General features: G+C 35.6%; 26 protein-coding genes and 1 tRNA gene. 23 read left to right on the forward strand and 4 right to left on the reverse strand.

What is annotated here, in order from left to right; translation table 11 throughout:
- Positions 1-47 precede the first annotated feature (47 nt).
- Positions 48-743: a 5'-methylthioadenosine/S-adenosylhomocysteine nucleosidase gene (gene mtnN / locus SB028_RS04150; protein ID WP_069368496.1), complete on the reverse strand. Its 696-nt coding sequence runs from the start codon at positions 741-743 to the stop codon at positions 48-50.
- Positions 744-865: 122 nt separating this feature from the next.
- Here mtnN and dgt point away from each other — a divergent pair, with 122 nt between their 5' ends.
- The 7 genes from dgt to SB028_RS04185 all read left to right on the forward strand — a co-directional run bounded on the left by dgt (position 866) and on the right by SB028_RS04185 (position 12,514).
- Complete coding sequence (gene dgt / locus SB028_RS04155; RefSeq protein ID WP_069368495.1) at positions 866-2,374, forward strand: dGTPase; 1,509 nt, start codon at positions 866-868, stop codon at positions 2,372-2,374.
- 389 nt (positions 2,375-2,763) lie between these two features.
- Positions 2,764-4,089, forward strand: a complete 1,326-nt coding sequence (gene rlmD / locus SB028_RS04160; RefSeq protein ID WP_069368494.1) for a 23S rRNA (uracil(1939)-C(5))-methyltransferase RlmD — start codon at positions 2,764-2,766, stop codon at positions 4,087-4,089.
- A 71-nt stretch (positions 4,090-4,160) separates the two neighbouring features.
- A complete protein-coding gene (relA, locus tag SB028_RS04165; RefSeq protein WP_069368493.1) occupies positions 4,161-6,398 on the forward strand; it encodes a GTP diphosphokinase in 2,238 nt (745 codons plus the stop codon).
- Positions 6,399-6,499: 101 nt separating this feature from the next.
- On the forward strand, positions 6,500-7,297 hold the full coding sequence (mazG, locus tag SB028_RS04170) for a nucleoside triphosphate pyrophosphohydrolase (protein ID WP_069368730.1): 798 nt from the start codon (positions 6,500-6,502) through the stop codon (positions 7,295-7,297).
- Positions 7,298-7,808: 511 nt separating this feature from the next.
- Positions 7,809-9,446 carry a glutamine hydrolyzing CTP synthase gene (gene pyrG, locus SB028_RS04175; protein WP_069368492.1) on the forward strand — a complete coding sequence of 546 codons (1,638 nt, stop codon included), beginning with the start codon at positions 7,809-7,811 and terminating at the stop codon, positions 9,444-9,446.
- 62 nt (positions 9,447-9,508) lie between these two features.
- On the forward strand, positions 9,509-10,810 hold the full coding sequence (gene eno, locus SB028_RS04180) for a phosphopyruvate hydratase (RefSeq protein ID WP_069368491.1): 1,302 nt from the start codon (positions 9,509-9,511) through the stop codon (positions 10,808-10,810).
- A gap of 321 nt (positions 10,811-11,131) precedes the next feature.
- Positions 11,132-12,514 (forward strand): DASS family sodium-coupled anion symporter, encoded by a 1,383-nt coding sequence (locus tag SB028_RS04185; RefSeq protein ID WP_318859875.1) that lies wholly within the window; start codon positions 11,132-11,134, stop codon positions 12,512-12,514.
- 255 nt (positions 12,515-12,769) lie between these two features.
- Here the strand turns inward: SB028_RS04185 and mltD are convergent, their stop codons facing one another.
- Entirely contained in the window at positions 12,770-14,095 is a 1,326-nt protein-coding gene (gene mltD / locus SB028_RS04190; RefSeq protein WP_069368489.1) for a murein transglycosylase D, read from the reverse strand.
- A 75-nt stretch (positions 14,096-14,170) separates the two neighbouring features.
- The gene (gloB, locus tag SB028_RS04195; protein ID WP_069368488.1) at positions 14,171-14,926 is read right to left on the reverse strand and encodes a hydroxyacylglutathione hydrolase; all 756 of its coding nucleotides are present in this window, start codon (positions 14,924-14,926) and stop codon (positions 14,171-14,173) included.
- Between the two features lie 38 nt (positions 14,927-14,964).
- Here gloB and SB028_RS04200 point away from each other — a divergent pair, with 38 nt between their 5' ends.
- Entirely contained in the window at positions 14,965-15,681 is a 717-nt protein-coding gene (locus tag SB028_RS04200; protein ID WP_069368487.1) for a methyltransferase domain-containing protein, read from the forward strand.
- An 8-nt stretch (positions 15,682-15,689) separates the two neighbouring features.
- On the opposite strand, the gene rnhA is transcribed toward SB028_RS04200, so the two are convergent.
- Positions 15,690-16,172 (reverse strand): ribonuclease HI, encoded by a 483-nt coding sequence (gene rnhA, locus SB028_RS04205; RefSeq protein WP_069368486.1) that lies wholly within the window; start codon positions 16,170-16,172, stop codon positions 15,690-15,692.
- A 65-nt stretch (positions 16,173-16,237) separates the two neighbouring features.
- Here rnhA and dnaQ point away from each other — a divergent pair, with 65 nt between their 5' ends.
- The 15 genes from dnaQ (at position 16,238) to SB028_RS04280 (ending at position 24,104) form a co-directional block, all read left to right on the forward strand.
- Positions 16,238-16,990 carry a DNA polymerase III subunit epsilon gene (gene dnaQ / locus SB028_RS04210; RefSeq protein WP_069368485.1) on the forward strand — a complete coding sequence of 251 codons (753 nt, stop codon included), beginning with the start codon at positions 16,238-16,240 and terminating at the stop codon, positions 16,988-16,990.
- Between the two features lie 123 nt (positions 16,991-17,113).
- Positions 17,114-17,190, forward strand: a tRNA-Asp gene (locus tag SB028_RS04215).
- Positions 17,191-17,366: 176 nt separating this feature from the next.
- A complete protein-coding gene (locus tag SB028_RS04220) occupies positions 17,367-17,762 on the forward strand; it encodes an immunity 22 family protein (protein ID WP_069368484.1) in 396 nt (131 codons plus the stop codon).
- A 33-nt stretch (positions 17,763-17,795) separates the two neighbouring features.
- Positions 17,796-18,341 (forward strand): nuclease, encoded by a 546-nt coding sequence (locus tag SB028_RS04225; protein ID WP_069368483.1) that lies wholly within the window; start codon positions 17,796-17,798, stop codon positions 18,339-18,341.
- Position 18,342: 1 nt separating this feature from the next.
- Entirely contained in the window at positions 18,343-18,696 is a 354-nt protein-coding gene (locus SB028_RS04230; protein ID WP_069368482.1) for a hypothetical protein, read from the forward strand.
- Positions 18,693-19,022: a hypothetical protein gene (locus SB028_RS04235; RefSeq protein ID WP_069368481.1), complete on the forward strand. Its 330-nt coding sequence runs from the start codon at positions 18,693-18,695 to the stop codon at positions 19,020-19,022. Before SB028_RS04230 ends, SB028_RS04235 begins: the two co-directional genes overlap by 4 nt.
- 15 nt (positions 19,023-19,037) lie before the next feature.
- Positions 19,038-19,733 (forward strand): hypothetical protein, encoded by a 696-nt coding sequence (locus tag SB028_RS04240; RefSeq protein WP_069368480.1) that lies wholly within the window; start codon positions 19,038-19,040, stop codon positions 19,731-19,733.
- 34 nt (positions 19,734-19,767) lie between these two features.
- Positions 19,768-20,280 (forward strand): SMI1/KNR4 family protein, encoded by a 513-nt coding sequence (locus tag SB028_RS04245; protein ID WP_069368479.1) that lies wholly within the window; start codon positions 19,768-19,770, stop codon positions 20,278-20,280.
- A gap of 30 nt (positions 20,281-20,310) precedes the next feature.
- A complete protein-coding gene (locus SB028_RS04250) occupies positions 20,311-21,072 on the forward strand; it encodes a hypothetical protein (protein WP_318859877.1) in 762 nt (253 codons plus the stop codon).
- A gap of 3 nt (positions 21,073-21,075) precedes the next feature.
- A complete protein-coding gene (locus SB028_RS04255) occupies positions 21,076-21,411 on the forward strand; it encodes a hypothetical protein (protein WP_318859879.1) in 336 nt (111 codons plus the stop codon).
- Positions 21,412-21,418: 7 nt separating this feature from the next.
- Positions 21,419-21,859 carry a hypothetical protein gene (locus SB028_RS04260; protein ID WP_069368476.1) on the forward strand — a complete coding sequence of 147 codons (441 nt, stop codon included), beginning with the start codon at positions 21,419-21,421 and terminating at the stop codon, positions 21,857-21,859.
- Positions 21,860-21,917: 58 nt separating this feature from the next.
- Positions 21,918-22,247 carry a hypothetical protein gene (locus tag SB028_RS04265; protein ID WP_069368475.1) on the forward strand — a complete coding sequence of 110 codons (330 nt, stop codon included), beginning with the start codon at positions 21,918-21,920 and terminating at the stop codon, positions 22,245-22,247.
- Between the two features lie 2 nt (positions 22,248-22,249).
- Complete coding sequence (locus SB028_RS04270) at positions 22,250-22,642, forward strand: hypothetical protein (protein ID WP_069368474.1); 393 nt, start codon at positions 22,250-22,252, stop codon at positions 22,640-22,642.
- Complete coding sequence (locus tag SB028_RS04275; RefSeq protein ID WP_069368473.1) at positions 22,629-23,081, forward strand: hypothetical protein; 453 nt, start codon at positions 22,629-22,631, stop codon at positions 23,079-23,081. The genes SB028_RS04270 and SB028_RS04275 overlap by 14 nt, the downstream gene beginning before the upstream one ends.
- A gap of 42 nt (positions 23,082-23,123) precedes the next feature.
- On the forward strand, positions 23,124-24,104 hold the full coding sequence (locus SB028_RS04280) for a hypothetical protein (RefSeq protein WP_069368472.1): 981 nt from the start codon (positions 23,124-23,126) through the stop codon (positions 24,102-24,104).
- Positions 24,105-24,240 lie beyond the last annotated feature (136 nt).

The following is a 24,240-nucleotide window of genomic DNA, read 5'->3' on the forward strand; positions in this document are numbered from 1 at the left end:
TAAAGGCGGGGTATTGATAAAGCGATATTAGGATTATCTCGACTTAATTAGTCTTTTAATTTATCCAACATCGCTGTCACCATTATGCTTGATTGTTCTGCAGCAACAGATAAAAACTCATCAAAACTTAAATGCGATTCTTTATCGGCTACATCAGAAATAGCACGAACCACAACAAATGGCGTGTCGAACTGATGACAAACATGGCCAATTGCAGTTGATTCCATTTCTACGGCTGCAACATCTGGGAATGTGCGACGGATACGAGCTAAAGGTTCTGCACCATTAATAAAAGCATCACCACTACAAATTAAACCACGAACCGCATTTAATTTTAGCGATTCAATGCATTCTTCTGCGATTTGAATAAGTTTAGGATCTGCAATAAAAGCGGGGGGACATTGCGCCATTTGACCAGGTTCATAACCAAACGCAGTAACATCAGCATCGTGATAACGTACTTCTGTTGAAACAACGATATCACCGACATTTAATCTTGAGTCTAAACCACCCGCAGAGCCAGTATTGATAACGACATCAGGACGAAAATGCTCAAGTAATAACGTTGTGCCAATCGCGGCAGCAACTTTACCAATACCCGATTTTAATAATGCAATATCAACACCGTTGATGGTACCTGTATAAATTTCACAACCACCACGCGATAAGATTTGGCAATCTTCAATTTTCTCTCGCAGAAGTGTGACTTCTTGCTCCATTGCACCTATTACGCCAACTCTCATTGTGTCATACTCACTTGTAGGTTAATAAAAAAATAGAAATAGAGTTTAACATCTATCGGAAAAACACGATATAACACAAAGAATAGAGAATTCGTTTCATCGAAACCAGAAAGAGGACAGAAATGATCGATTTTAAGCTGAAGTTAAATTATCAACGTAAATATAACAGCAGTGATATCGATATTAACGATGAAATACAGGTTTCTCGTCAATTTGAAAGTGATCGTGGGCGTATTATTAATTCTGCAGCCATTCGCCGTTTACAACAAAAAACGCAAGTCTTTCCTTTAGAGCAAAATTCTGCAGTCCGTAGCCGTCTTACTCACTCTTTAGAAGTTCAACAAATTGGGCGTTATATCGCTAAGCAAATTATTGGTGAATTAAGAAAACAAAATAAACTTGAAGCGTATGGCTTAATTGATCGTATCGATAGCCTTGAAAGTTTAATTGAGATGGCGTGTTTAATGCATGATATTGGTAATCCACCTTTTGGTCATTTTGGCGAAGCTGCGATTAAACATTGGTTTCAAAAAGTGTTATCGCCAGAAGCGAGTATTGAGTTTGATTGTTGCCCGTTTATCCCTATGCAGTATTCAGCTAAAGTGCAATTAAATAAATTGCGACAAATGTTACGCCAAGATTTATGCCAATTTGAAGGAAATGCCCAAGCGATTAGAATGGCGCATCATCTCCTTAAATTAAATTTAACCTATGCACAGATTGGCTGTGTATTGAAATACACTCGTCCTGCTTATTGGCAAGGTGAAATTCCCAAAGAATATAGTTACTTAATGAAAAAACCAGGGTATTACTGGTCTGAATTAGCATTTGTAAAAGAAGTGCAAGAAAAATTAGATATGGGGGAATTTTGTCGCTTTCCTCTCACTTATATTATGGAAGCTGCCGACGACATCTCTTATTGCATCGCGGATTTAGATGATGCGGTAGAAAAGGGGATTTTTGATATCAATCGTCTTGTTCAGCTTTTACGAGATGCATGGCGTGAAAATGGTGATGTGTCTGAAGGTGATTTATTTAATATAACAGTGGATCGTGCTTATAAAAAAGTTGATCAAAATGAAGCAAAACGCAGTATGCAAGATCAATTTTTTATGTATTTAAGAGTTTATATTACAGGAAAATTAGTCCCTTATACGGCGTACCGTTTTATAAAAAATCTTCCTCAAGTGTATGAAGGGAGTTTTAACCATGCCTTATTGGAAGGGAATAGTGCTGAACATCGATTATTAACAACATTAAAAAGCGTCGCTAAAAAATGGGTATTTAGCCATCCTGAAGTTGAAGAGCTAGAAATGAAAGGATATCGCGTGATCAGTGGATTACTTGATATCTATAAGCCCTTGCTTTTATTATCAACTGAAGACTTCTTAAGATTGCATAAATATAACGAACATCCTAAATATGTTATTGAGACGCGCTTATATCATAAGCTTTCTGTTAAACATAAACTGGCTTATAACGAAATGTTAGAAAAGCTAAGTGATATAAATACTGAAAGAGGAAAAATTTTAGAGTTTTATTATCGCACAAGATTAATTCAAGATTATATCAGCGGAATGACCGATCATTATGCTTATGAGGAATATAGAAAATTAATGGTTTGTGATTAATTTATAATCATTAAGAAAAACACTATCTAATTGATTGGTGATATTTTTTAGAGTTTTCTTAATGATAATAAAGATTTATTAAAATAACAGAAAATAGATGTTATTAATTGTAAATATATTCAATATCTAAGTTATATATAATATTTGTTAGTTATAGAACAATATAAAATTCATAAAACGTGTGTCTTAGGTTGTTGTCATTAAAAGTTTTTTCAATTTAACAAAAATATTGCTTATATCAGTTAAGTAAATAACTTGTTCGATGTTATACTCTTTCTATGTTTTCTTTCGAAATGCATAGTCATTCATGTCACGCTGAAAAACATACAGCGTATTCTAAAACGATGCCATTTCACTGTTAATCCGTCATTGATACTTAATTTAATACTATGGTGCAGTTTTATTCTCCTAAAAAACGTCCTGTGAAAAAACAGGTGACAACTCTGGAAGTGACCGCCAGTGCATTGGATGCAAATGGTCAAGGTATTGCTCATGCTGAGGGCAAAACGATTTTTGTAAAAGGACTTCTTCCACAAGAAACTGCTCGTATTCGTTTAACAGAAGAAAAGCGCCAGTTTGCTAAAGGTGAGGTTATAAAGCGTTTTACTACTAGCGAACAGCGTATAACACCTCTTTGTGAATATTATGAACGTTGTGGGGGGTGTCAGCAGCAACATGTACCTATCGCGTTACAACGTACAACAAAAGCCAGTGTGTTATCACATCTTATTAAACGCGAAACGGGTGTGGTGATTTCAGCGGAGCCTGTTATTGCAGGTGCCGAATATGGTTACCGTCGTAGAGCAAGATTAGGATTGCGCTATCAACCAGAAAAAGGGTTGGTGATGGGCTTTCGTCAAGAGCGTTCTAATGATTTGGTCATGATAAAAAAATGCCCAGTATTAAAACCTCAATTAAATAATTTATTGTCTCCTCTTTGGGCATGCCTTAAAAAATTAACATCAGTACGTGATTTAGGGCATGTTGAAATAGTGCTCGCCGATAATGGGCCACTAGTTATTTTACGTCATTTATTACCATTGCCAGAGAGTGATAAACAGAGTTTGCGTGATTTCTCCCAAACTCATCAAGTTACGATGTATCTTGCAGGCGATAATAGCGAGATAGCACGATTAACCTCAATTGAGAAGGAACCCTTCTATCAAATAGAAGGTCTAAATTTACGTTTTGCACCTACTGATTTTATTCAAGTAAATGATGAAATAAATCCTAAGATGGTTGCTCAAGCCATTGAATGGCTTGATTTGTCGTCAGAAGATCGCGTGTTAGATCTATTTTGTGGTATGGGTAACTTTACTTTACCTATTGCAAAACGCGTGAGCGAAGTGGTGGGGATAGAAGGTGTGCCCGCACTGGTTGAGATGGCGAAAAAGAATGCAGAATTAAACCATCTAGGTAATGCGCATTTTTGGCATGCAGATTTATCAGCTGATTTTTCTGCCATGTCGTGGTCGAAGAAAGGGTTTAACAAAGTGTTGTTAGATCCTGCAAGAGCAGGGGCTTTAGAGGTAATGTCACATATTGTGAAGTTATCCGCAGAAAAAATCGTGTATGTTTCCTGTAATCCGACCACGTTAGCCAGAGATAGTAAGATATTATTAGATTCTGGATATCAGCTAACCAGTTTAAAAATGTTGGATATGTTTCCACAAACGGGTCATCTGGAATCAATGGCACTGTTTAGTCGAAAATAAATTGATTTGAAAATAGACAGTTAGCCAGTAAATAAGTCGCAAATAAGATTTATACCGTGTAGGGAGAGAATATGGTTGCAGTAAGAAGTGCTCACTTAACACCTGCAGGAGAGTTTGCTGTTGATAAATGGGTCAACAGCTTGAACTTAACCCATGCCAATGCGGGTAGTGAAATCATGCAAACCTGGGAATACTGCCATCGTACTGTTCAAGGGCGTGAAGACGCTGAACTGCTATTATGGCGTGGTGTTGAAATGGTTGAGCTTCTTTCGACACTCAGCATGGATAAAGACAGTATGAGGGCGGCGCTTCTTTTCCCTCTTGCTGAAGAAAATCTTATTGGTCAGGAAATCATCACTGAACACTTTGGTGAGGCTATTTGGAGCTTAGTGCGTGGTGTTATGGAAATGGATGCCATACGCCAATTAAAAGCGACACATACCAATGAAACAAGCTCGGTTCAGGTAGATAACGTGCGTCGTATGCTGTTATCTATGGTAGAAGATTTCCGTTGTGTGGTCATTAAACTCTCAGAGCGTATAGCCCATTTACGTGAAGTAAAAGATGCCACTGAAGATGAGCGCGTACTGGCAGCTAAAGAGTGTTTTAATATTTATGCTCCATTAGCCAACCGATTGGGTATTGGGCAATTAAAATGGGAATTAGAAGATTTTTGTTTCCGCTATCTTCATCCTGATGAATACAAAAAAATAGCAAGCTTACTTCATGAGCGCCGTATCGATCGCGAACAGTATATTGATAATTTTGTCAGTACAGTTCGTGGTTATATGAAAGAAGAGAATGTCGATGTAGATATCTATGGACGTCCCAAACATATCTATAGTATCTGGCGCAAAATGAAGAAAAAAAACCTCGCATTTGATGAGTTATTTGATGTGAGGGCTGTTCGTATAGTCGTTGAACGTCTTCAAGACTGCTATGCCGCATTAGGGATTGTACATACGCATTTCCGTCATTTACCTGATGAATTTGATGATTATGTCGCAAATCCAAAACCCAATGGCTATCAATCTATTCATACCGTTGTGTTAGGGCCTGAAGGTAAAACAGTTGAAATCCAAATTCGTACTCGCCAAATGCATGAAGATGCAGAATTGGGAGTTGCTGCGCACTGGAAATATAAAGAAGGTGCAACAGGGGCTGCGACGAAAGGCGGTACAGGCAGTTATGAAAACCGTATTGCATGGTTACGTAAACTGATTGCATGGCAAGAAGAGATGGCGGATTCTGGCGAAATGCTGGATGAAGTCCGTAGCCAAGTTTTTGATGATCGAGTGTATGTCTTTACACCAAAAGGTGATGTTGTTGATTTACCCGCAGGCTCAACACCGCTCGATTTTGCTTATCATATTCATAGTGATGTTGGTCACCGCTGTATTGGGGCAAAAATTGGCGGGCGTATTGTACCGTTTAGCTATCAATTACAGATGGGTGACCAAATTGAAATTATTACGCAAAAACATCCTAATCCAAGTCGCGATTGGTTAAACCCTAACTTAGGTTATGTCACGACAAGTCGTGGTCGTGCGAAAATTCATAATTGGTTCCGTAAGCAAGATCGCGATAAAAATATTCTTGCTGGCCGTCAGATTTTAGATAACGAATTGGCGCATATGGATATCAACATGAAAGAAGCAGAAAAACTGCTGATTGCACGTTATAACGTTCATAGTGTTGATGAAGTATTAGCAGGGATTGGTGTCGGTGATATTCGAATCAACCAATTAGTGAACTTTATTCAAAGTAGATTGAATAAAGCCACTGCAGAAGATGAAGATAAAGAAGCGTTACGGACACTCGAAAGTAAAACACCAGCACCAAGAACCACAGGATCAGGTGGAAGCATTGTTGTCGAAGGTGTAGGTAACTTAATGCACCATATTGCACGCTGTTGCCAGCCTATTCCGGGTGACAATATTGTTGGCTTTATTACAAAAGGCCGTGGTATTTCGATTCACCGAGCAGACTGTGAACAACTTGCAGAGTTACTTTCTCATGCGCCAGAGCGTATTGTTGATGCAGTATGGGGTGAGAATTACTCTAGCGGTTATTCACTTGTCGTTCGTGTTGTTGCCAATGATCGAAGTGGATTATTACGCGATATCACGACTATTTTAGCGAATGAAAAAGTCAATGTACTCGGTGTCAGTAGCCGTAGTGATGTGAAGCAACAAATTGCAACCATCGATATGAATATTGAGATTTATAATCTGCAAGTATTAGGTCGTATTTTGGCAAAACTGAATCAGTTGCCTGATGTGATAGAGGCGAAACGCTTTTCTCACTAATACATTAAAATGATAAGATGCCGAGACAACTGTTCTCGGCATTTTTTTATCAAAAATGTGTTAAACAGGATAACGCCCACTCTTATTTAAAAGGCAATATGATGTCAGAAAATCGTGAAATCTTTCGTTTATTAGAAATTATGGCGCAGTTACGTGATCCTGATACGGGATGCGAATGGGATAAAGTGCAGACTTTTGACACTATCGCACCTTATACATTAGAAGAAACCTATGAAGTATTAGATGCTATTGCCCGTAAAGATTTTGCTGATTTAAAAGAAGAGTTGGGTGATTTGCTTTATCAAGTTGTTTTTTATTCACGAATGGCGCAGGAGCAAAAGTTATTTGATTTTAATGATGTTTGTGAGGCCATGAGTAATAAGCTAGAGCGTCGTCATCCACATATTTTTGCCTCTGAAAGTGAAAACAATTTATCAACAGAAAAACATCGCTGGGAAAAACTCAAAGCGCAAGAGCGTGAGGCAAAAGCACAATTTTCATTATTAGATGATATTCCTGCCGCATTGCCTGCTTTGATGAAAGCCGAAAAAATTCAAAAACGATGTGCTTCTGTCGGGTTTGATTGGAATGAACTTGAACCCGTTTTAGGTAAAGTGTTTGAGGAAATTGATGAAGTGATAGCAGAAGTAAAAAGAGAACCTCAAGATGTGTCTAAAATTGAAGATGAATTAGGGGATTTACTCTTTTCAGTTGTCAATTTATCTCGGCATTTAAAACAAAAACCTGAGCAAGCGCTCAATCGAGCATGCCGAAAATTTGAGCAACGCTTTCGTTTTGTTGAAAAGACACTTTCAGATGAAGGTATAGGCATAGAAAATGCCTCATTGGAAGAGATGGAGATCTGCTGGCAGAAAGCAAAAGAACAACAGATTGAGTGAATTGTGACACGAAAATTAACGTTAGTGTGACATAAAATGCGATAAAAATAACCTATAACATCTCGTTTTTTCAGCTGTTTTTATAAAAGTTTTTAAAAGGCGAAATTATAAAATGTAATTTCGCTTTTTTGTTTTTGGGTGATTTAAAATTTCATATTTGCATTTTATTGCATTGGAAATGTGATTGACCTCAAAAAAATTAAACGCATGATCATAAGCAAAAGATCTCGCTATAAACCTGCTACACTTAATATCGTGAAAAAAATAAAGCATCTCTTCTCTAAAAGTGATATCTTAGCTGAAAGGATTAAGCTAAAATGCTTGAGAAATATTTTCACGGGTTTAGTTAATTGAATTTTTACTGTTTTTTCGTGTTTAAACGGATAAGTGGCGTGATGAAAAAGAACTTTATACTACTAAGAATGTTTGTAGCGAAAATAAGGTTCGGGTATACTGTGTTCCCGTCCAGTTATATCCATCATCCTAATACACCTAAACTTTCAGGTTCAGCATGAAAACGAATTATATTTTTGTGACCGGCGGGGTCGTATCCTCTCTGGGTAAAGGCATTGCCGCAGCCTCTCTGGCGGCTATACTCGAAGCCCGTGGACTCAATGTCACCATGATGAAGTTGGATCCGTATATCAACGTCGATCCAGGTACTATGAGCCCAATTCAGCACGGGGAAGTTTTCGTCACTGACGATGGTGCTGAAACTGATCTCGACTTAGGGCACTATGAGCGCTTTATTCGTACGAAAATGACCCGTCGTAATAACTTCACGACGGGACGCGTATACTCTGAAGTATTACGTAAAGAGCGTCGTGGTGACTATCTTGGGGCTACTATTCAAGTTATTCCTCATATCACTAATGAAATTAAAGAACGCATCATCCGTGGTGGTGAAGGCCATGATGTCGTTTTAGTTGAAGTCGGCGGGACTGTTGGTGATATCGAATCTTTACCATTCTTAGAAGCGATTCGCCAAATGGCAGCAGAAGTGGGCCGTGAGCACACATTCTACCTGCATTTAACATTGGTGCCTTATTTAGCCGCTTCGGGTGAGGTGAAAACCAAACCAACTCAGCATTCTGTAAAAGAATTACTGTCGATCGGTATCCAGCCTGACGCATTGATTTGCCGTTCAGACCGCGTTATTCCTGCAAACGAACGTGCCAAAATTGCATTGTTCTGTAATGTACCTGAGAAAGCGGTTATTTCATTAAAAGACGTCGATTCCATTTATAAAATCCCTGCACTATTGAAATCACAGGGATTAGATGATTATATCTGTAAACGATTCAGCTTAGATTGCCCAGTCGCAAATCTTGCCGAGTGGGAACAAGTTATTTACGAAGAAGCGAATCCTGAAGGCGAAGTGACCATTGGTATGGTTGGTAAATATGTTGAGTTACCCGATGCCTATAAATCAGTGATTGAAGCATTGAAACATGGTGGTTTCAAAAGCCGTGTTACCGTAAATATCAAACTCATTGATTCACAAGACGTTGAAACTCGTGGCGTAGAAATGCTTAAAGGGTTAGACGCAATCTTAGTACCCGGCGGTTTTGGTGAACGTGGTATTGAGGGCAAGATTATGGCTGCTCAATATGCGCGTGAAAATAAAATCCCTTACTTAGGCATTTGCTTAGGTATGCAGGTTGCTATGATTGAGTTTGCACGTAATGTTGTTGGTATGGAAGACGCAAACTCCACTGAATTTGCGCCAGATTGTAAATATCCAGTTATCGCATTAATTACTGAATGGCGCGATGAAGACGGTAATGTTGAAGTGCGTTCGGAAGAGAGTGATTTAGGTGGTACGATGCGCCTTGGTGCTCAGCCTTGCCATTTAAGTGGTGATAGCTTAGTTCGCACACTGTATGGCAAAAACACCATTACAGAGCGTCATCGTCACCGTTATGAAGTAAATAATCTACTATTAAAACGTATCGAAGATGCGGGTTTACGTATTGCTGGTCGTTCAGTAGATAACAAACTGGTGGAAATTATTGAAAATCCAAACCATCCTTGGTTTATTGCTTGTCAGTTCCACCCAGAGTTTACCTCAACGCCGCGTGACGGCCATCCGTTATTTGCAGGCTTTGTGAAAGCGGCCTTTGATCACCAGAAAGGCCTGCTGAAATAGGATATATGAGAAGAGATAGAGTATCTCTTCTCGGAAATTTAACTTGTACAGAGGAAAACCGAATGTCCAAAATCGTTAAAGTACTTGGTCGTGAAATTATTGATTCTCGTGGCAACCCAACAGTTGAAGCAGAAGTTCACTTAGAAGGTGGTTTTGTTGGTATGGCGGCTGCTCCATCAGGCGCATCAACAGGCTCTCGCGAAGCGTTAGAATTACGTGATGGTGACAAATCACGTTTCTTAGGTAAAGGTGTTCTGAAAGCGGTTGCTGCTGTTAATGGTCCAATCGCTAAAGCGATCCTTGGCCAAGATGCAAAAGACCAAGCTAACATCGATAAAATCATGATCGATTTAGACGGTACTGAAAACAAATCAAACTTTGGTGCAAACGCAATCCTAGCGGTTTCTTTAGCAAACGCAAAAGCAGCAGCTGCTGCGAAAGGTATGCCTTTGTACGAGCATATTTCTGATTTGAACGGTACTCACGGTCAATATTCTATGCCTCTGCCAATGATGAACATCATCAACGGTGGTGAGCACGCAGATAACAACGTTGATATCCAAGAATTCATGATCCAACCTGTTGGCGCGCCTTCTCTGAAAGAAGCTGTGCGTATGGGTTCAGAAATCTTCCATCACTTAGCAAAAGTGCTGAAAGCAAAAGGTATGAACACTGCAGTTGGTGACGAAGGGGGTTATGCACCAAACCTAGAATCTAACGCTGCTGCATTAGCTGCTATCAAAGAAGCCGTTGAGAAAGCAGGTTACGTTTTAGGTAAAGACGTTACTCTGGCTATGGACTGTGCAGCTTCTGAATTCTACAACAGTGAAACTGGTAACTACGAACTGAAAGGCGAAGGCAAAACCTTCACTTCACAAGAGTTTACTCATTACTTAGAAGAACTGACTAAACAATACCCAATCGTTTCTATCGAAGATGGTTTAAACGAATCTGATTGGGATGGTTTCGCATACCAAACTAAAGTTCTTGGTGACAAAATCCAACTGGTTGGTGACGACCTGTTTGTGACTAACACTAAGATCCTGAAAGAAGGTATCGACAAAGGCATCGCTAACTCAATTCTGATCAAATTCAACCAAATCGGTTCACTGACAGAAACTTTAGCAGCAATCAAAATGGCGAAAGATGCAGGCTACACAGCAGTTATCTCTCACCGTTCTGGTGAAACTGAAGATGCAACTATCGCTGACTTAGCAGTGGGTACAGCAGCAGGTCAAATCAAAACAGGTTCTATGAGCCGTTCTGATCGTGTTGCTAAATACAACCAACTGATCCGTATCGAAGAAGCATTAGGCAACAAAGCACCTTTCAACGGTCTGAAAGAAGTTAAAGGCCAAGCATAATCTTGCATCTTTGATTAAAAAATCTTATTGAACTGAAAGAGGAGAACTTAGCGTTCTCCTCTTTTTTTTATTTTTTTACAGAAAAAACAGAATATTTATTCTTAACACCTTTGAAAAAAGTGTGATACGTAAGAGAAAATAGTGTTCAATTATTGCTCTTTTATTAATAAATTGGTTAATTCTCGTGGATGAGATCCCAATTATTAGTTTTGCGCATTTTCAATGGCGAGAAATGTTTTTATATTTCACATATAACCTATTTCGTTAACAATTATGGCTTAATGAACCCAATGTTCATATCAGCTAATGTGGAGTATTATCATGGACGCGTCCAATTTAGCCCCATCGGCGAAATCAAGCCCGATAAACAAGCGAGGGTTAATCATTCTGGCAATCGATGTAGTTTTATTATTACTTTTGCTAGAATTTTTACCTTATGATCCCAAGGCCAATGCAGGTTTAGCATTAATGGTGTTTGTGGGGGTGTTATGGCTAACAGAAGCTATTCACGTTACGATCACTGCATTATTTATACCTATATTAGCCGTTGTGCTTGGGCTAATGAATACCAATGAGTCATTAAAATCATTTGCGAATCCCATCATTTTCTTATTCTTCGGTGGCTTTGCGTTAGCGACAGCGCTTCATATTCAAGGGTTAGATCGCTTAATTGCTAACCGCTTGCTGATGATCGCAAAAGGTAAACTGTCAATCGCTGTATTGCTTTTATTTGGTGTTACGGCATTACTCTCAATGTGGATCAGTAATACAGCAACAGCTGCGATGATGCTGCCTCTAGTATTAGGTATTTTATCTAACTTAGATATTCGTTCAGAGCGTAATACTTTTGTCTTCGTATTATTAGGTGTTGCTTATAGTGCAAGTATCGGGGGTTTAGGTACGTTGGTTGGTAGCCCACCAAATGCGATTGCAGCAGCCCAACTGAACTTGGATTTCATCACGTGGATGAAGTACGGTATTCCAATCATGCTAGTGTTATTGCCTATCATGTTTATTGTGATGTATCTGATGCTGCGTCCTAACTTAAAACATAAATTTGACCTAAAATTAGAAGTGTTAGAATGGAATAACAAACGTGTTATCACCATGATTATCTTCTTAATTACCGTCGTATGCTGGATCTTCAGCTCTTTCATCAGCAGTGCTTTTGGAGGTGTTAAAGATTTAGATACCGTTATTGCAGTCAGTGCCGCAATTGTTATCGGTGTAACAGGTGTCGCGAGTTGGAGCCAAATTCAAGAAAACACTGAGTGGGGTGTGTTAATGCTGTTCGGTGGTGGTTTAACACTGAGCGCTATTTTACAGTCTTCTGGTGCAAGCCTTGTAATGGCTGATTTTATGAAAGAAACTTTTGGTACAAGCCACTGGTTCGTGATTATCCTTGCAGTAACAACCTTTATCATCGTATTAACTGAATTTACCAGTAATACTGCGAGTGCCGCGTTATTAGTCCCCATCTTTGCAACAGTAGCACAAGCATTAGGTATGCCAGTAATGGCGTTAACGATGATTATCGGTATTGGTGCATCTTGTGCGTTTATGCTACCTGTTGCAACACCACCCAATGCGATTGTCTTTGGTTCTGGCTACATTAAACAGACAGAAATGGTACGTGTCGGTGGTGTGCTGAATTTAGTCTGTATCTTAGTTATCTCTCTGTTTGCTTGGTTCTTCTGGCTGTAAATTAGCCTATTAAATTAGTCAAATAGAGATAAAAACGAAGCGCTTGATAGTTAAATATCAGGCGCTTTTTTGATTACTTACTCTGCCAAATGGTCAAGAAGATCATCTTCAAACGAACTAAAGTAGAAGGAATGAAACAAAGGTGCCTTTTGGGGAAAGGGTGACTAATTGATAAGAAAGAAAAAGCCATCTCTATTTATCACCGCTAGGGTATGGAATATATCGATGGCTTTAAAGTAGCTTAAGTGTCGAAAACTATTTTATATACAGCGTTAATTGAGTCCCCGGCTTTAACATTTTAATATCAGCATTCCAGCTCATTAACTGTTTTAGGTTAATGCCGTGGCGACGGGCAATACTGTAATAAGAGTCACCTTGACGTACTTTATAGTAGCTTGGTGAAGGTTTCGTTGTTGTGGTTCGACTAATACCACCTGCATTATGAATTTTTAATGTCTGACCAACCAGCAATGTGCTCTTTGCATTTAATCCATTAATACGTTGTAAATCTTTTACACTCATATTGTAGCGACGAGCAATCGCGTAAAACGAATCCCCTGAACGAACCTTATAAACGCCTTCTTGCTTAATAGATTGATTCGTTTTGGCAACCGCTAAGCGAATAGTTTCTAATACAGCAGCATCCTCAAAAGCATTACGGAATTGGTCAAGTTTATTACGAGGCAACATAATGACATGAGGACCATTTGGAGCGGTTATTCCACGTTTATAGCCGGGGTTATAATCTTTCACGGTATTAATAGGTAGCTGACTTAATTCAGCGACTTTATTTAATGTGATTTGCTCGCCAACATCAAATGAGGCTAATGCTTTATCGCGATAGTTACTTTTTGGAAAGGTAATGGTTTGTTCGTTTTCACGGATCACTTTGCTCAGCGCGAGAATTTTGGGTACATAATTCATCGTTTCTTTGGGTAAAGAAAGTGACCAATAGTCTGTGGGTAAGTTTTGCTTTTCATTTGCCTTTATTGCTTGCATAACACGGCCTTCACCAGCGTTATAAGCAGCAAGGGCAAGTGCCCAATCACTATCAAACATGACATACAAGCGTTCTAGTAAATCAAGGGCGGCTTTAGTTGATGCTATAACATCACGACGTCCGTCATACCATTGGTTTTGTGCTAAACCATAGTAATTACCTGTTATCGGTACAAATTGCCATAAACCGGCAGCATTTGCAGAGGAAGTAACATGGGGATTAAACGCACTTTCAATGACAGGAACAAGTGCCAACTCCATCGGTAATTCACGTTTTTCAATTTCATCAATAATCGAATACATATAAGGTTCAGCGCGGGAAGCAACGCTCTGTATATGTTTAGGATTATTTAAAAAATATAATTCTTGCTGCGAGATCCTTTCATTTTCAGGGAGGTCCATTTTCAATTCACTTATCACATAACCCCATAAATTGGTTTTTACATCATATTGAGGTTGGTGAGAAGTTGAAGTCCCTTTCGTTGATATCGGTGTGATCGCAGACAAATTAGGTTTTATGTTCTCAGATTGCTGACAGCCAGCCAATAGCAATATGGAGAACAAAATCGCTTTTGTCTTCATAATAGAAAAATTCATCCTGTGTGTTTTTTGAACCAAATGATACTTAGAGTGCCCAAATAAAACAATCACTAGAAATTAAAAGTTGTCTTTTAATTCCCTTAATTTTGTAAATGTCTTAATTGGAGCATAAGTATTAGTGGTTATACCTAAAATCCTTTGCAAATCAATATCGTCAGATTTCAAAAAAAGATTAATGTTCTTTTCGTTTTTCAGCGTTATTGGCACAGTAGGTTGCAAATTTTTACGCATTTCACTAACTTGGGTTAAATAATCGGTAATAAGTGTATTTTCTGGCATGATATGATGTGCAAAGGTCATATTTGATAGAGTGTATTCATGAGCACAACAAATTAATGTGTTATCAGGTAACGCACTCAATCTTTGTAATGAACTAAACATTTGCTGTGCAGTGCCTTCGAATAAACGACCGCAACCACCAGAAAAAAGTGTATCCCCACAAAATAAATATGGCTCACAATAATAAGCAACATGACCCAATGTATGACCTGGTGTGCCAATCACATTAAAAGTGAAAGTACTCACAATGATGCGCTCTTGATTATGAATAATCTTTTCAGCCCCTTTACTTTGTGTTTCTTGTGGGCCAAAAACGTCAATGTTAGGATATTTTTTGACAAGTTCAGCAACGCCACCAACATGATCTTCATGATGATGGGTTAATAAAATCGCAATCGGGGTTAGTGAGCGTTGTGAGAGCATTTCAATAACGGGATTGGCTTGTGACGGATCCACAATCACACATTCATTATTTTCATTACTTAATAGCCAAATGTAGTTATCGGATAAAGCAGGAATTCTGATAAGCTCCATATAAGTTACCTTACTTATAAAATATAAAGGGTTAAACGATGAAAGCAGCGCGTTCAGTAAAACCAATTACAATGCCAGATTCTTGGCGTGATATCCCTTGGGGGGAATATTATCGCATGGCGATTGAATTGCGTTTACAAAACTGGTGGTCGAAAATGTATGGCTTTCATTTACTGAAACTCGGTCAACTCAGTGCCGAATTAGATACCAAATTAAGTATCGTTTCACATCAAGTCAATGTGACATCAAATGCAGTAAATGCGGATGTTATCGCATCTTTAGATTATCTACCCTTTGAAAATAAATCGATTGATGTTTGTCTTATGGCTCATGTGCTTGATTATAGTGCAGATCCCCATTGGCTATTAAGAGAAACCGACCGTGTTTTAATTGATGATGGCTGGTTAATATTAACAAGCTTTAACCCAATCAGTTTATTAGGATTGGGGAAATGCACACCTTTTTTACGTCAAAAGCAGCCTTATTCAAGCCGTATGTTTTCACTTCGACGCCAAATTGATTGGCTTAGTGTGCTAAATTACGAAGTGATGACACAACAGAATTTCCAGATTATGCCATTTTCAAGACCAATAAAACGTGATGGTAGCCGCTATCACACTGGTGGCTGTTTAAATTTAATTATTGCTCGTAAAAGAACGCTGCCTTTAACACCCACGGCATTGAAATTTGCCTTGCCACGCATGAGTGTAAAAGGTCGAATATTAGGCGCTACACGCAATCATTCAGAGCCGTAAAGCATTACTTATTGTGTTTTGTCTTTCTGACTTTCGATATAACCTGTGTCTTCTTGTGTCGGTGATAGCGCCGCCGCTTTTGCTAATTCATCACAACGTTCATTTTCATCATGACCCGCATGGCCTTTTACCCAGTGCCATTCAATTTCATGACGAGTAATAGCACTATCTAAGCGCTTCCATAAATCGACATTCAGCACAGGGCTTTTGTCTGCTTTGCGCCATTGGCGTTTTTTCCAGCTATGGATCCACTGTGTGATACCTTGTCTGACATATTGGCTATCGGTTGTCAGTGTAATTTTACAAGGGAATTTTAATGTTTCTAATGCTACGATAGCGGCAAGAAGTTCCATTCGGTTATTGGTGGTCATAAAAAAACCTTCACTTAGGGTTTTTTCATGTTGTTGATAGCGTAAAATAGCGCCATAACCACCGGGACCAGGGTTGCCTAAGCATGAACCATCGGTGAATATTTCTACCTGCTTGTGCATAAAGGCGACTTATCCTTTTTGATTAATACGAAAAACTAACCCTAAGTCTGACATAAAAACGGATTATGAGCACTCCAATCACACGACAAATTGTACTTGATACCGAAACCACCGGTATGAATAAGCTGGGCGTTCATTATGAAGGTCATAATATCATTGAAATTGGTGCCGTAGAGGTTATCAACCGTCGATTAACAGGGCGAAATTTCCATGTTTATATTAAGCCTGAAAGATTAGTAGATCCCGAAGCATTTGAAGTTCACGGTATTAGTGATGAATTTTTAGAAGATTGTCCTTCTTTTGCTGATATTGCTGATGAGTTTTTAGAATATATTCGTGGCGCAGAGCTGATCATTCATAACGTATCGTTCGATATCGGCTTTATGGATTACGAGTTTAGAAAGCTTAATCGTGATATTCCGCCGACTGAAACGTTCTGCCAAATAACCGATAGTCTTGCTATGGCAAGGGCATTATTCCCTGGCAAACGCAATAATCTTGATGCTTTATGTGATAGATACTTAATAGATAACTCTAAACGTACTCTTCACGGCGCATTATTGGATGCTGAAATACTTTCTGATGTTTACTTGGCAATGACCGGTGGACAAACCGCATTAGCATTTTCAATAGAAGGTGAATCAAGTAATGAGCAAGAGCAAAATGATATTCAGCGTATCGAGCGTCCAGCCTCTGGACTCAGAGTAATAAGAGCAACTGCAGAAGAACTTGTTGAGCATGAATCTCGATTAGATTTAGTTGAGAAGAAAGGTGGGCATTGTTTATGGCGTCCTGCGTCAAATGATGAGGCAGTTTGAATATAAAAAAAGCGTAAAGAGTTAGTTGAGATTAAAAACTGTCCAAATGCATCTTTTTGTTAGAAAAACAGTTGACGACAAGGTAATAGATTCGTAATATTCACTTCGTCCGAAAGGATACGCGGAGCGGTAGTTCAGTTGGTTAGAATACCTGCCTGTCACGCAGGGGGTCGCGGGTTCGAGTCCCGTCCGTTCCGCCAACATTCCAAACCCCAGCATTTATGCTGGGGTTTTTGCGTTTAGAGTATCAAACAATTTCCTTTCTCCTGAGCTTGGCTCAATCAGTATTCCTTGCATTCAATATTTGATATTACTATCTTAGAATTTATTAGTAATACTAACACTATGCTTAATGCTATTTCGCTGAGTAATCAATATGGAAAATAGAGTACATTTATGGATTGGCAGTAATTTTTCTTCTGAAGAAGAATATATGCATTATTTTGAGTTAGATTATTCTGCTGAAGACGGAATAGATTCTCCTAATTATAGAGTGTGTGGATTTTGCAAAGATCTGGGAATAATGTGGTACGACGAAGATTTTATTGGTGTTATTTCTCGCTTTGATAACAATGTTACGCTTGATGAAATTCTAGTAGATGCTGCTGTCGATGAAAGTGAAATACCATTAATTAAAGCTAAATGTGAAGAGCTAGGAATTAAAAGTGCCAATGCGATATTTTGGTATCAAGATCCTGAGCTTGTTATCAATCAGTGCGATAATCAAACCTATAATAATTTACATTATATGGGCGAATATAATGGTGATTAACAGGTTTAAAAATACCCTTAGGCTGAGCTGATCATGCTATTAACGCTTGATGAAATTACAAAAAAGCTAGAAAACAAATTTTCCCCTTTAGGTGAAGATTTTGATGATTTAATGCTTTTTAAAAGAACAACACCACTTAGTGATTTAGAGACGTTAGAACAAAAATTAATGCTTTCTCTTCCTGATGATTTTACCTCTTTTATCTCTCTCTATAATTTAGATAATTTTTCATTATTTAATATCAGCTTTGGCTGTGGTGAAGGCTATCTTGAAAGACTGTTTATGCTAAATAGTCCTAATGGGTTTGAACAATGGTGGATTGGTAATAAGCGACCTGAAAATATGATGGTTATTGCACTGTCAGATCCTTATACCCTCTTATTAAATACTCAAACAGGGAATGTTTTTGCAATGACGAGTGAGTCATCTATGGATAGTTTTGAACATATCGCGATGAATTTTTTTGTTTTTTTTAGAGCAGTTGCCACACTGTTTTTAACGGATATTTCGTTAGATAAGATTATTGAACTTACATCATCTCAAACAACCTCATTTTGGTATCAGCTAAAGCCTGAATAAGATGAAAAATATAAAGAAAAAAGCGCTTATATATGATGGTGTTGAAGATGACTTTTATCAACAGAGTCACCTTATTCAATGCCCTTATTATGATGAAAAAATGTTGATTAGCGTAACGCAATTAATCGATTTAAATCGCTTAAACGAAGAGGTAAAACAACAGGTGATAAGTAAGGTTAAAGGGCTGACTTTAAATCAAGGAATCCACTATACCTACGATGGCTTATCGGTAATGTGTGACCTCCAAAAATCAAAAAAAGAGAATATTCAGTTGCTCGGTTTATTTGCTATTGGTGAAAGACAACCTGCACGGTATCAAATCATCGTTTTAGGGATATTTAGGATTCATTTATGAAGCAGGAATTTCATTTACGTTTAAATACGCTATCTAAAGAACTTGATGACTTTTATTATCAAGAATTTGAAACTGAACAAGCCGAATACAGTAAAAATAAACAGATAAAACAGGCTATTGTTCAGTTTATCCTTGAAATGAAAGAACATGGTGAATACACACTAATTGATGAAGCGCTAAACCTTATATTTCATAATACTGGTTGTCATATTGATTGCGAAATTCTAGATGAGATCATGCTTCCTGTTATTGAAAAAAATATTATTACACAGGAATTGATTAATAAAAATCTAAGAGAGAATTCCCCTATGGGACGTTGGTTTTAATATAAGGATAATAAAATGAGGCCGGTTTATTGGGATTTCTCAGGATTTAATTTATTTATGCAAAGTGATTATCAGGATCTTTATCAACTCGAAGATAATAGTAATAAACTTTATGGTAGTAGTAATTTTAGTGAGTTAGATACATTAGATTGGTTTTTATTAGATAAAAACAGTCATGAAACTTCATTTTTGTTATTGACCGTAAATTCTAATATTGAAGTAATAAAAGATGAAAATAGTTATAATCTTAATGAGTTGGAAAATATCGATTTTAATATAAGTGTCAATTCTTTTATTAATAAAATTGAAATACCCTCTATTTCTTGTTTTTATTTTAAATCCAATCAATTAATTTCATTCTCAATATTATCAAGAATAAAATATAAAGTATTAATTTCAGATGATCTCTATTTTTTATTAGATAAAGATTTTTCATATCAAGGATATGTGTTGGAGAAAGCGACTCATCACATTGTTGGCTACAATAAGGATATAAATTCTCATTTGTTCGATTGTTATTTAGAAAAAATTTTTTCTTTTTGTACTGAGGAGAGTTATGAGAAGTTAGATGAACAAGATATTCACTCTTTATCAATATTAAATGAATTAGAAAAAAACTGTTATTCTAATCAACAGAAGGACAGAAGAATTGAGGCGATTATAGTATTTATCCAATTGTTAAAGTCTAATTTTTATAATATAGATAATTAAAATTAAATTTCAGCATAATAGAAGAAGGGAAGATATGAAATTTTTTAAAGATACTCAAATAATATTTGAGCAATCATTAAATGGACTCACAGAAAATGAAGTGAATTCTTACTTTCCTCAATTCTTTCAAGGTAAAGACTTATTTATTGAATTCTATAAACAAACTAATGGCGGGTACTTTACTCATGGAGCAGTTTTTTACCGAGATCATTTTAATATCGATAATCTTAAAGATTACAATGCAATGGAAGTTGAATCATTTAATTTTATAAAATCGAATCAATATGTTAAGTCTGATTACTTACTTTCTATTTGTGAAGTGATTAGATACAGATCTAATGCATCATCGAAGTTGCAAAATTTTATAAAAAATAATATTCCTTTTGCTGGCGATGCGGGTGATAATGATTATTGGATAGAGATCCCAACAGGACGTATCAGATATACACATTCTACGGATCCTGATTGGGCTGATAATATTATTGACATTGCGCCTTCATTTTATGACTTTTGTCTATATTTACAGTCTAAAAGACGAGTCTTATAATAAAATATAAATAAGAGTAGGTGCTTTATTATGGATAAATATTATTTAAATGTAGATGGAGATAATATTGCTATAGTGATAGATGATGGGATTATATTAACATCAGAGTTAACTTGGGATTTCTATAATATTAGTATATCGGACAATCTATTTCCTGACGATTTATCTCTTTTTTATTCTGATGATTATATAGGAAGTAGCCATTATCTTAGTGATAACGGTTATGTTTTTGATAGGCATTACTGTTTAAAAGAACTCTCTTTATATGTTCCTGAAAATAATGTTTTTGATACGGAAAAAATAAATACTTTATTAAGTAAACCAGTGCGAGACGCTCATATAAAAATAGTGGAACCTATTAAATTCAATGCAATATCACCTTGTGATTTTAGATGTTTTAGTGAAAATGGAGAATATTTATTATGTTTGAAAGATATTTATTTTAATAAAAGCAGTCATATAGAAAGAATTAAGATACATAATAAATTAGAAATTATCTTTCTAGATGGGAAAGAAATAGGGTTCATGATTTTAGAACCGTTTGAAAATATTTTTTTTGATCTAAATCTTATTGAAAATAAAAATATAAAGCTCAGTTTAAAAGAAAAAATGTTGTTTTTAAAATATTTCCATCTAATGGATGAATCTACGTGGAATAAGCTCAATGAGAAAGATACTTCTGTTTATTTTGCGTTACATTCTATACAGGATGAAGTTTTAGATATGATGTCTGATAATAGTAAATTACGACATTTAAATAATCAATTATCATTTATTTTAGATAACTATTAAACTATGAAAAAAGACGAAAAAATTATTGTTGAAATATATAAAGAAATATTTGAAGATAATTTTCATCAATACAGTAAAAGATTGAATAGACAATCGATTGAAAATAATAAAGACGACACTTTTTCTCAAGTGAATAAAATTTTTATAAGCCTGTCAGAAAAAGAAAAAAATGCAATAATGAATATGATAAAAATCGTTATTTCGGATACTGCATCTACAATATTAGGTACATTAGATGGTACTCATATGGTTGATAATATAGATAAAGATTTTCAGTTAATTTATGATAATGAGGAAATTCAAGGCGATCTACAAGATTTGTTTTTAGCGTTAGTGTAAGATAATAATGACATCATCTGAATTTCTAATTTTATTAGAAAATTTTAAAAAGTTTATGTTGGATAAAGGCTTCTCTGTCATAGGGTGTTCTGATGAGCAAATTCTCCAATTAGAAGATAAATATGGAAAATTACCTTGTTTTTATAAAGTCTATTTATCTATATTCGGTTTAGAGGCAGGTGATTTTAAAAAAGGAACCGATATTTTATATTCTGAATTAGATGATATCAATATATATTCTATTGAGTTACTTGAAGAAAATGACATTAGGATACCATTGAATTTCTTTTTATTTTTATTACATCAAGGTTATTCCTGTCTATTTTTTATAGATAGGCAATGTGATGATCCTGATGTTTATGTTTACACGGAAGGTGATAAAATAAGAAAAATAAAGCTTAAGTTTTCAGAATGTCTATTAGCTGAAATTGATTATTATAAAGAGTAAAAAAGAAATACTTACAGATTTAATAACTATTAATTTAATATACTTGAGATAAATGAGAATGAAAAAAATAGAAATTTATTCAGAAATGTTATGGTGGTCATTATCACACATTCGAAACGTCCAAACACACAGTTTTATTCGTAAAGGAAAAAACAAATCCTGTGGTTTTGAAGCTGAATTATTACATAATGTTGTTGGTACTTTACCTACCGAAGAGATGACTGATAACGATATCTATTTTCTTAATGTACAAGCCAAGTATTACTTAGATAATGCTAGTGAAAGAATTTGTGATAATTATAATGTACATAAGGAAAATATTAAGCGTTTATTTAAGATTGTACCCGAGCATTTAAAAGATCAACTAAAGTGGGATGGACCAGAATAAGAATGAAATATTTTGCTAGAGTTGTTGCTCTCAATCCTTATGTTGAAGAAGAAGTTACACTCTCTTTTGGTGAATATGAAATTTGTTGTTTTATTAATGAGCCCAATTTATTTGTGATAGGGGAAGTCTATTTAGTCGAGTTAGTATTAATGTTTTTTGATGATATTGAGATTAAATTATCAAATGATCACGATATGTCGTTGACTCAAATTGGAAATTCTTTTGCTTATCAATTAAATGGTAAATTGCTTGATAATAAGTTTATTGTCACTAATTTAGTTTTTGAAGATGATCTATTTTATCAATATTCATATACTGAGAATCAGTTTGTTATGTTGAAATCAGACAGAATTAACGTAGAAATAATTGAGCCTATCAGCCATGAACTTTTTTAACGAAGTCCAACAAAAAATCAGCATTACACCTTTTTTTTCTAACATGGGGAAAGCGGACTTACAGGCTGATAATGTGATTGTGTTTCCCGATTTAAAAAGTTTGCTGCTTTCTCCGTTAGATTTTGAATGGTTACCGACTTCACCTACACAAAATGATCCTTTTTATGCTAAACAAATCCTGCCTAAAGCATTAATAGAACAACGTATAAAGATAACGCGTTGTGTGATGGATTGCGTGAAAAATATCCCGTGTACCTCATTTCAGTATGATGCCCATGATTTCAATATTGCAGCTAAAAATGCGATTTGTTACGCATTTCGCCAATACTTATCAGAAAAACACTTTTCTCTTGGAGACAACTGGGAAAATATTGTTTATATCTACTATCAAGGATATTGGCCGATAGGGACCTACTATAATAAAGTAGTAATTATTTGAATTTTATCATTTTTAAGATTAATAATATTAGGATATAGAGAAATGGATATCACTAAAATTTATCAATATAAATTAAGAAAATTATTTAATCCAAGAGCACTTCCTTTTAAACATGATATTTTATTTTTACAGTCTTGGGACGGTGAACGGGATGAAATTATTTCAGTAAAACTAAAAAATAAACCCGCTCTTTATCTCTCGTGGTGGAATGAGCTTTTTAATTCAAAAAAAGTAGGTGAGATTATTAGTGATGATCCTTATGATCAAAATTATTATCAATTTTTTTCTTTTATGAGGATTTTGCCTAATTTATTATCTATAAATAGAACTGAAAACTTTTATAATAAAAATTTATTTTCAAGTTATATCGTTTCACAGTTAAAATCCGATCTTTCTTTTTTAGGTAAAGAAAAAGAGAATAACTATAAAACTGAACTTATTAACTATTTATTCTATGATATGGGATTTGCTGATTTTTATTATCACTATTTCATTGTTAAAGATAATAAACTCTATTTTCGTTATTCTAGTGATGAAATAATAGAGGTCGATGAGCTAATCAATACAACCTATGATCTTGTATTAAAGCACAGTAATGAAAAATATTATGAAGATCTGAATATAATTAAAAAACAACAAATAGAAATCATTAAATTTCTTCTAGAGAAAGACGAAGATTTTATTTTTACACTAGAAGATCAATGTTTAATTTATCTATCACCTGAAAAATTTATTAAAACGTATAAAAATGATACGGATAAAATATTTAAAATCTTAGCCAGTTTCTTAAGTAAAGATCAATCAGCACTCAATACCTTTGTGTCTAAAATGATTATCATGAATTACAATTATTATATTTTGAAAAATAATCCAAAAGAAATCTTGAAATTAAAAGCTTTTTGTAGAAGAGATAATTTAAAATTTTTTCTATTATTAAAATCAATTATTAATTTGCATTTTTTTGTCAGAAAAGAAGATTTTAAGGAGTTACACTTAGAATATTATTTATCTAAAATTGATTGAAAATAGGTAGAATATATAAATAATTTATTTTTATAAAATGAGTAACAAATACGTTACATGATGCTTTCCTTTTATTTATATAATGTAAATAATATTTTTATTATTGAATCAGTAAATTATTTGCTTTTTATATTTT

Origin of the sequence: Proteus vulgaris (assembly GCF_033708015.1) — a bacterium.
Lineage (GTDB): Bacteria > Pseudomonadota > Gammaproteobacteria > Enterobacterales > Enterobacteriaceae > Proteus.

Excerpts from the sequence above, each read along its gene's own strand:
- mtnN (WP_069368496.1), bottom strand. The coding sequence starts at position 743 with ATGAGAGTTGGCGTAATAGGTGCAATGGAGCAAGAAGTCACACTTCTG.
- dgt (WP_069368495.1), top strand. The coding sequence starts at position 866 with ATGATCGATTTTAAGCTGAAGTTAAATTATCAACGTAAATATAACAGC.
- rlmD (WP_069368494.1), top strand. The coding sequence starts at position 2,764 with ATGGTGCAGTTTTATTCTCCTAAAAAACGTCCTGTGAAAAAACAGGTG.
- relA (WP_069368493.1), top strand. The coding sequence starts at position 4,161 with ATGGTTGCAGTAAGAAGTGCTCACTTAACACCTGCAGGAGAGTTTGCT.
- mazG (WP_069368730.1), top strand. The coding sequence starts at position 6,500 with ATGTCAGAAAATCGTGAAATCTTTCGTTTATTAGAAATTATGGCGCAG.
- pyrG (WP_069368492.1), top strand. The coding sequence starts at position 7,809 with ATGAAAACGAATTATATTTTTGTGACCGGCGGGGTCGTATCCTCTCTG.
- eno (WP_069368491.1), top strand. The coding sequence starts at position 9,509 with ATGTCCAAAATCGTTAAAGTACTTGGTCGTGAAATTATTGATTCTCGT.
- SB028_RS04185 (WP_318859875.1), top strand. The coding sequence starts at position 11,132 with ATGGACGCGTCCAATTTAGCCCCATCGGCGAAATCAAGCCCGATAAAC.
- mltD (WP_069368489.1), bottom strand. The coding sequence starts at position 14,095 with ATGAAGACAAAAGCGATTTTGTTCTCCATATTGCTATTGGCTGGCTGT.
- gloB (WP_069368488.1), bottom strand. The coding sequence starts at position 14,926 with ATGGAGCTTATCAGAATTCCTGCTTTATCCGATAACTACATTTGGCTA.
- SB028_RS04200 (WP_069368487.1), top strand. The coding sequence starts at position 14,965 with ATGAAAGCAGCGCGTTCAGTAAAACCAATTACAATGCCAGATTCTTGG.
- rnhA (WP_069368486.1), bottom strand. The coding sequence starts at position 16,172 with ATGCACAAGCAGGTAGAAATATTCACCGATGGTTCATGCTTAGGCAAC.
- dnaQ (WP_069368485.1), top strand. The coding sequence starts at position 16,238 with ATGAGCACTCCAATCACACGACAAATTGTACTTGATACCGAAACCACC.
- SB028_RS04220 (WP_069368484.1), top strand. The coding sequence starts at position 17,367 with ATGGAAAATAGAGTACATTTATGGATTGGCAGTAATTTTTCTTCTGAA.
- SB028_RS04225 (WP_069368483.1), top strand. The coding sequence starts at position 17,796 with ATGCTATTAACGCTTGATGAAATTACAAAAAAGCTAGAAAACAAATTT.
- SB028_RS04230 (WP_069368482.1), top strand. The coding sequence starts at position 18,343 with ATGAAAAATATAAAGAAAAAAGCGCTTATATATGATGGTGTTGAAGAT.
- SB028_RS04235 (WP_069368481.1), top strand. The coding sequence starts at position 18,693 with ATGAAGCAGGAATTTCATTTACGTTTAAATACGCTATCTAAAGAACTT.
- SB028_RS04240 (WP_069368480.1), top strand. The coding sequence starts at position 19,038 with ATGAGGCCGGTTTATTGGGATTTCTCAGGATTTAATTTATTTATGCAA.
- SB028_RS04245 (WP_069368479.1), top strand. The coding sequence starts at position 19,768 with ATGAAATTTTTTAAAGATACTCAAATAATATTTGAGCAATCATTAAAT.
- SB028_RS04250 (WP_318859877.1), top strand. The coding sequence starts at position 20,311 with ATGGATAAATATTATTTAAATGTAGATGGAGATAATATTGCTATAGTG.
- SB028_RS04255 (WP_318859879.1), top strand. The coding sequence starts at position 21,076 with ATGAAAAAAGACGAAAAAATTATTGTTGAAATATATAAAGAAATATTT.
- SB028_RS04260 (WP_069368476.1), top strand. The coding sequence starts at position 21,419 with ATGACATCATCTGAATTTCTAATTTTATTAGAAAATTTTAAAAAGTTT.
- SB028_RS04265 (WP_069368475.1), top strand. The coding sequence starts at position 21,918 with ATGAAAAAAATAGAAATTTATTCAGAAATGTTATGGTGGTCATTATCA.
- SB028_RS04270 (WP_069368474.1), top strand. The coding sequence starts at position 22,250 with ATGAAATATTTTGCTAGAGTTGTTGCTCTCAATCCTTATGTTGAAGAA.
- SB028_RS04275 (WP_069368473.1), top strand. The coding sequence starts at position 22,629 with ATGAACTTTTTTAACGAAGTCCAACAAAAAATCAGCATTACACCTTTT.
- SB028_RS04280 (WP_069368472.1), top strand. The coding sequence starts at position 23,124 with ATGGATATCACTAAAATTTATCAATATAAATTAAGAAAATTATTTAAT.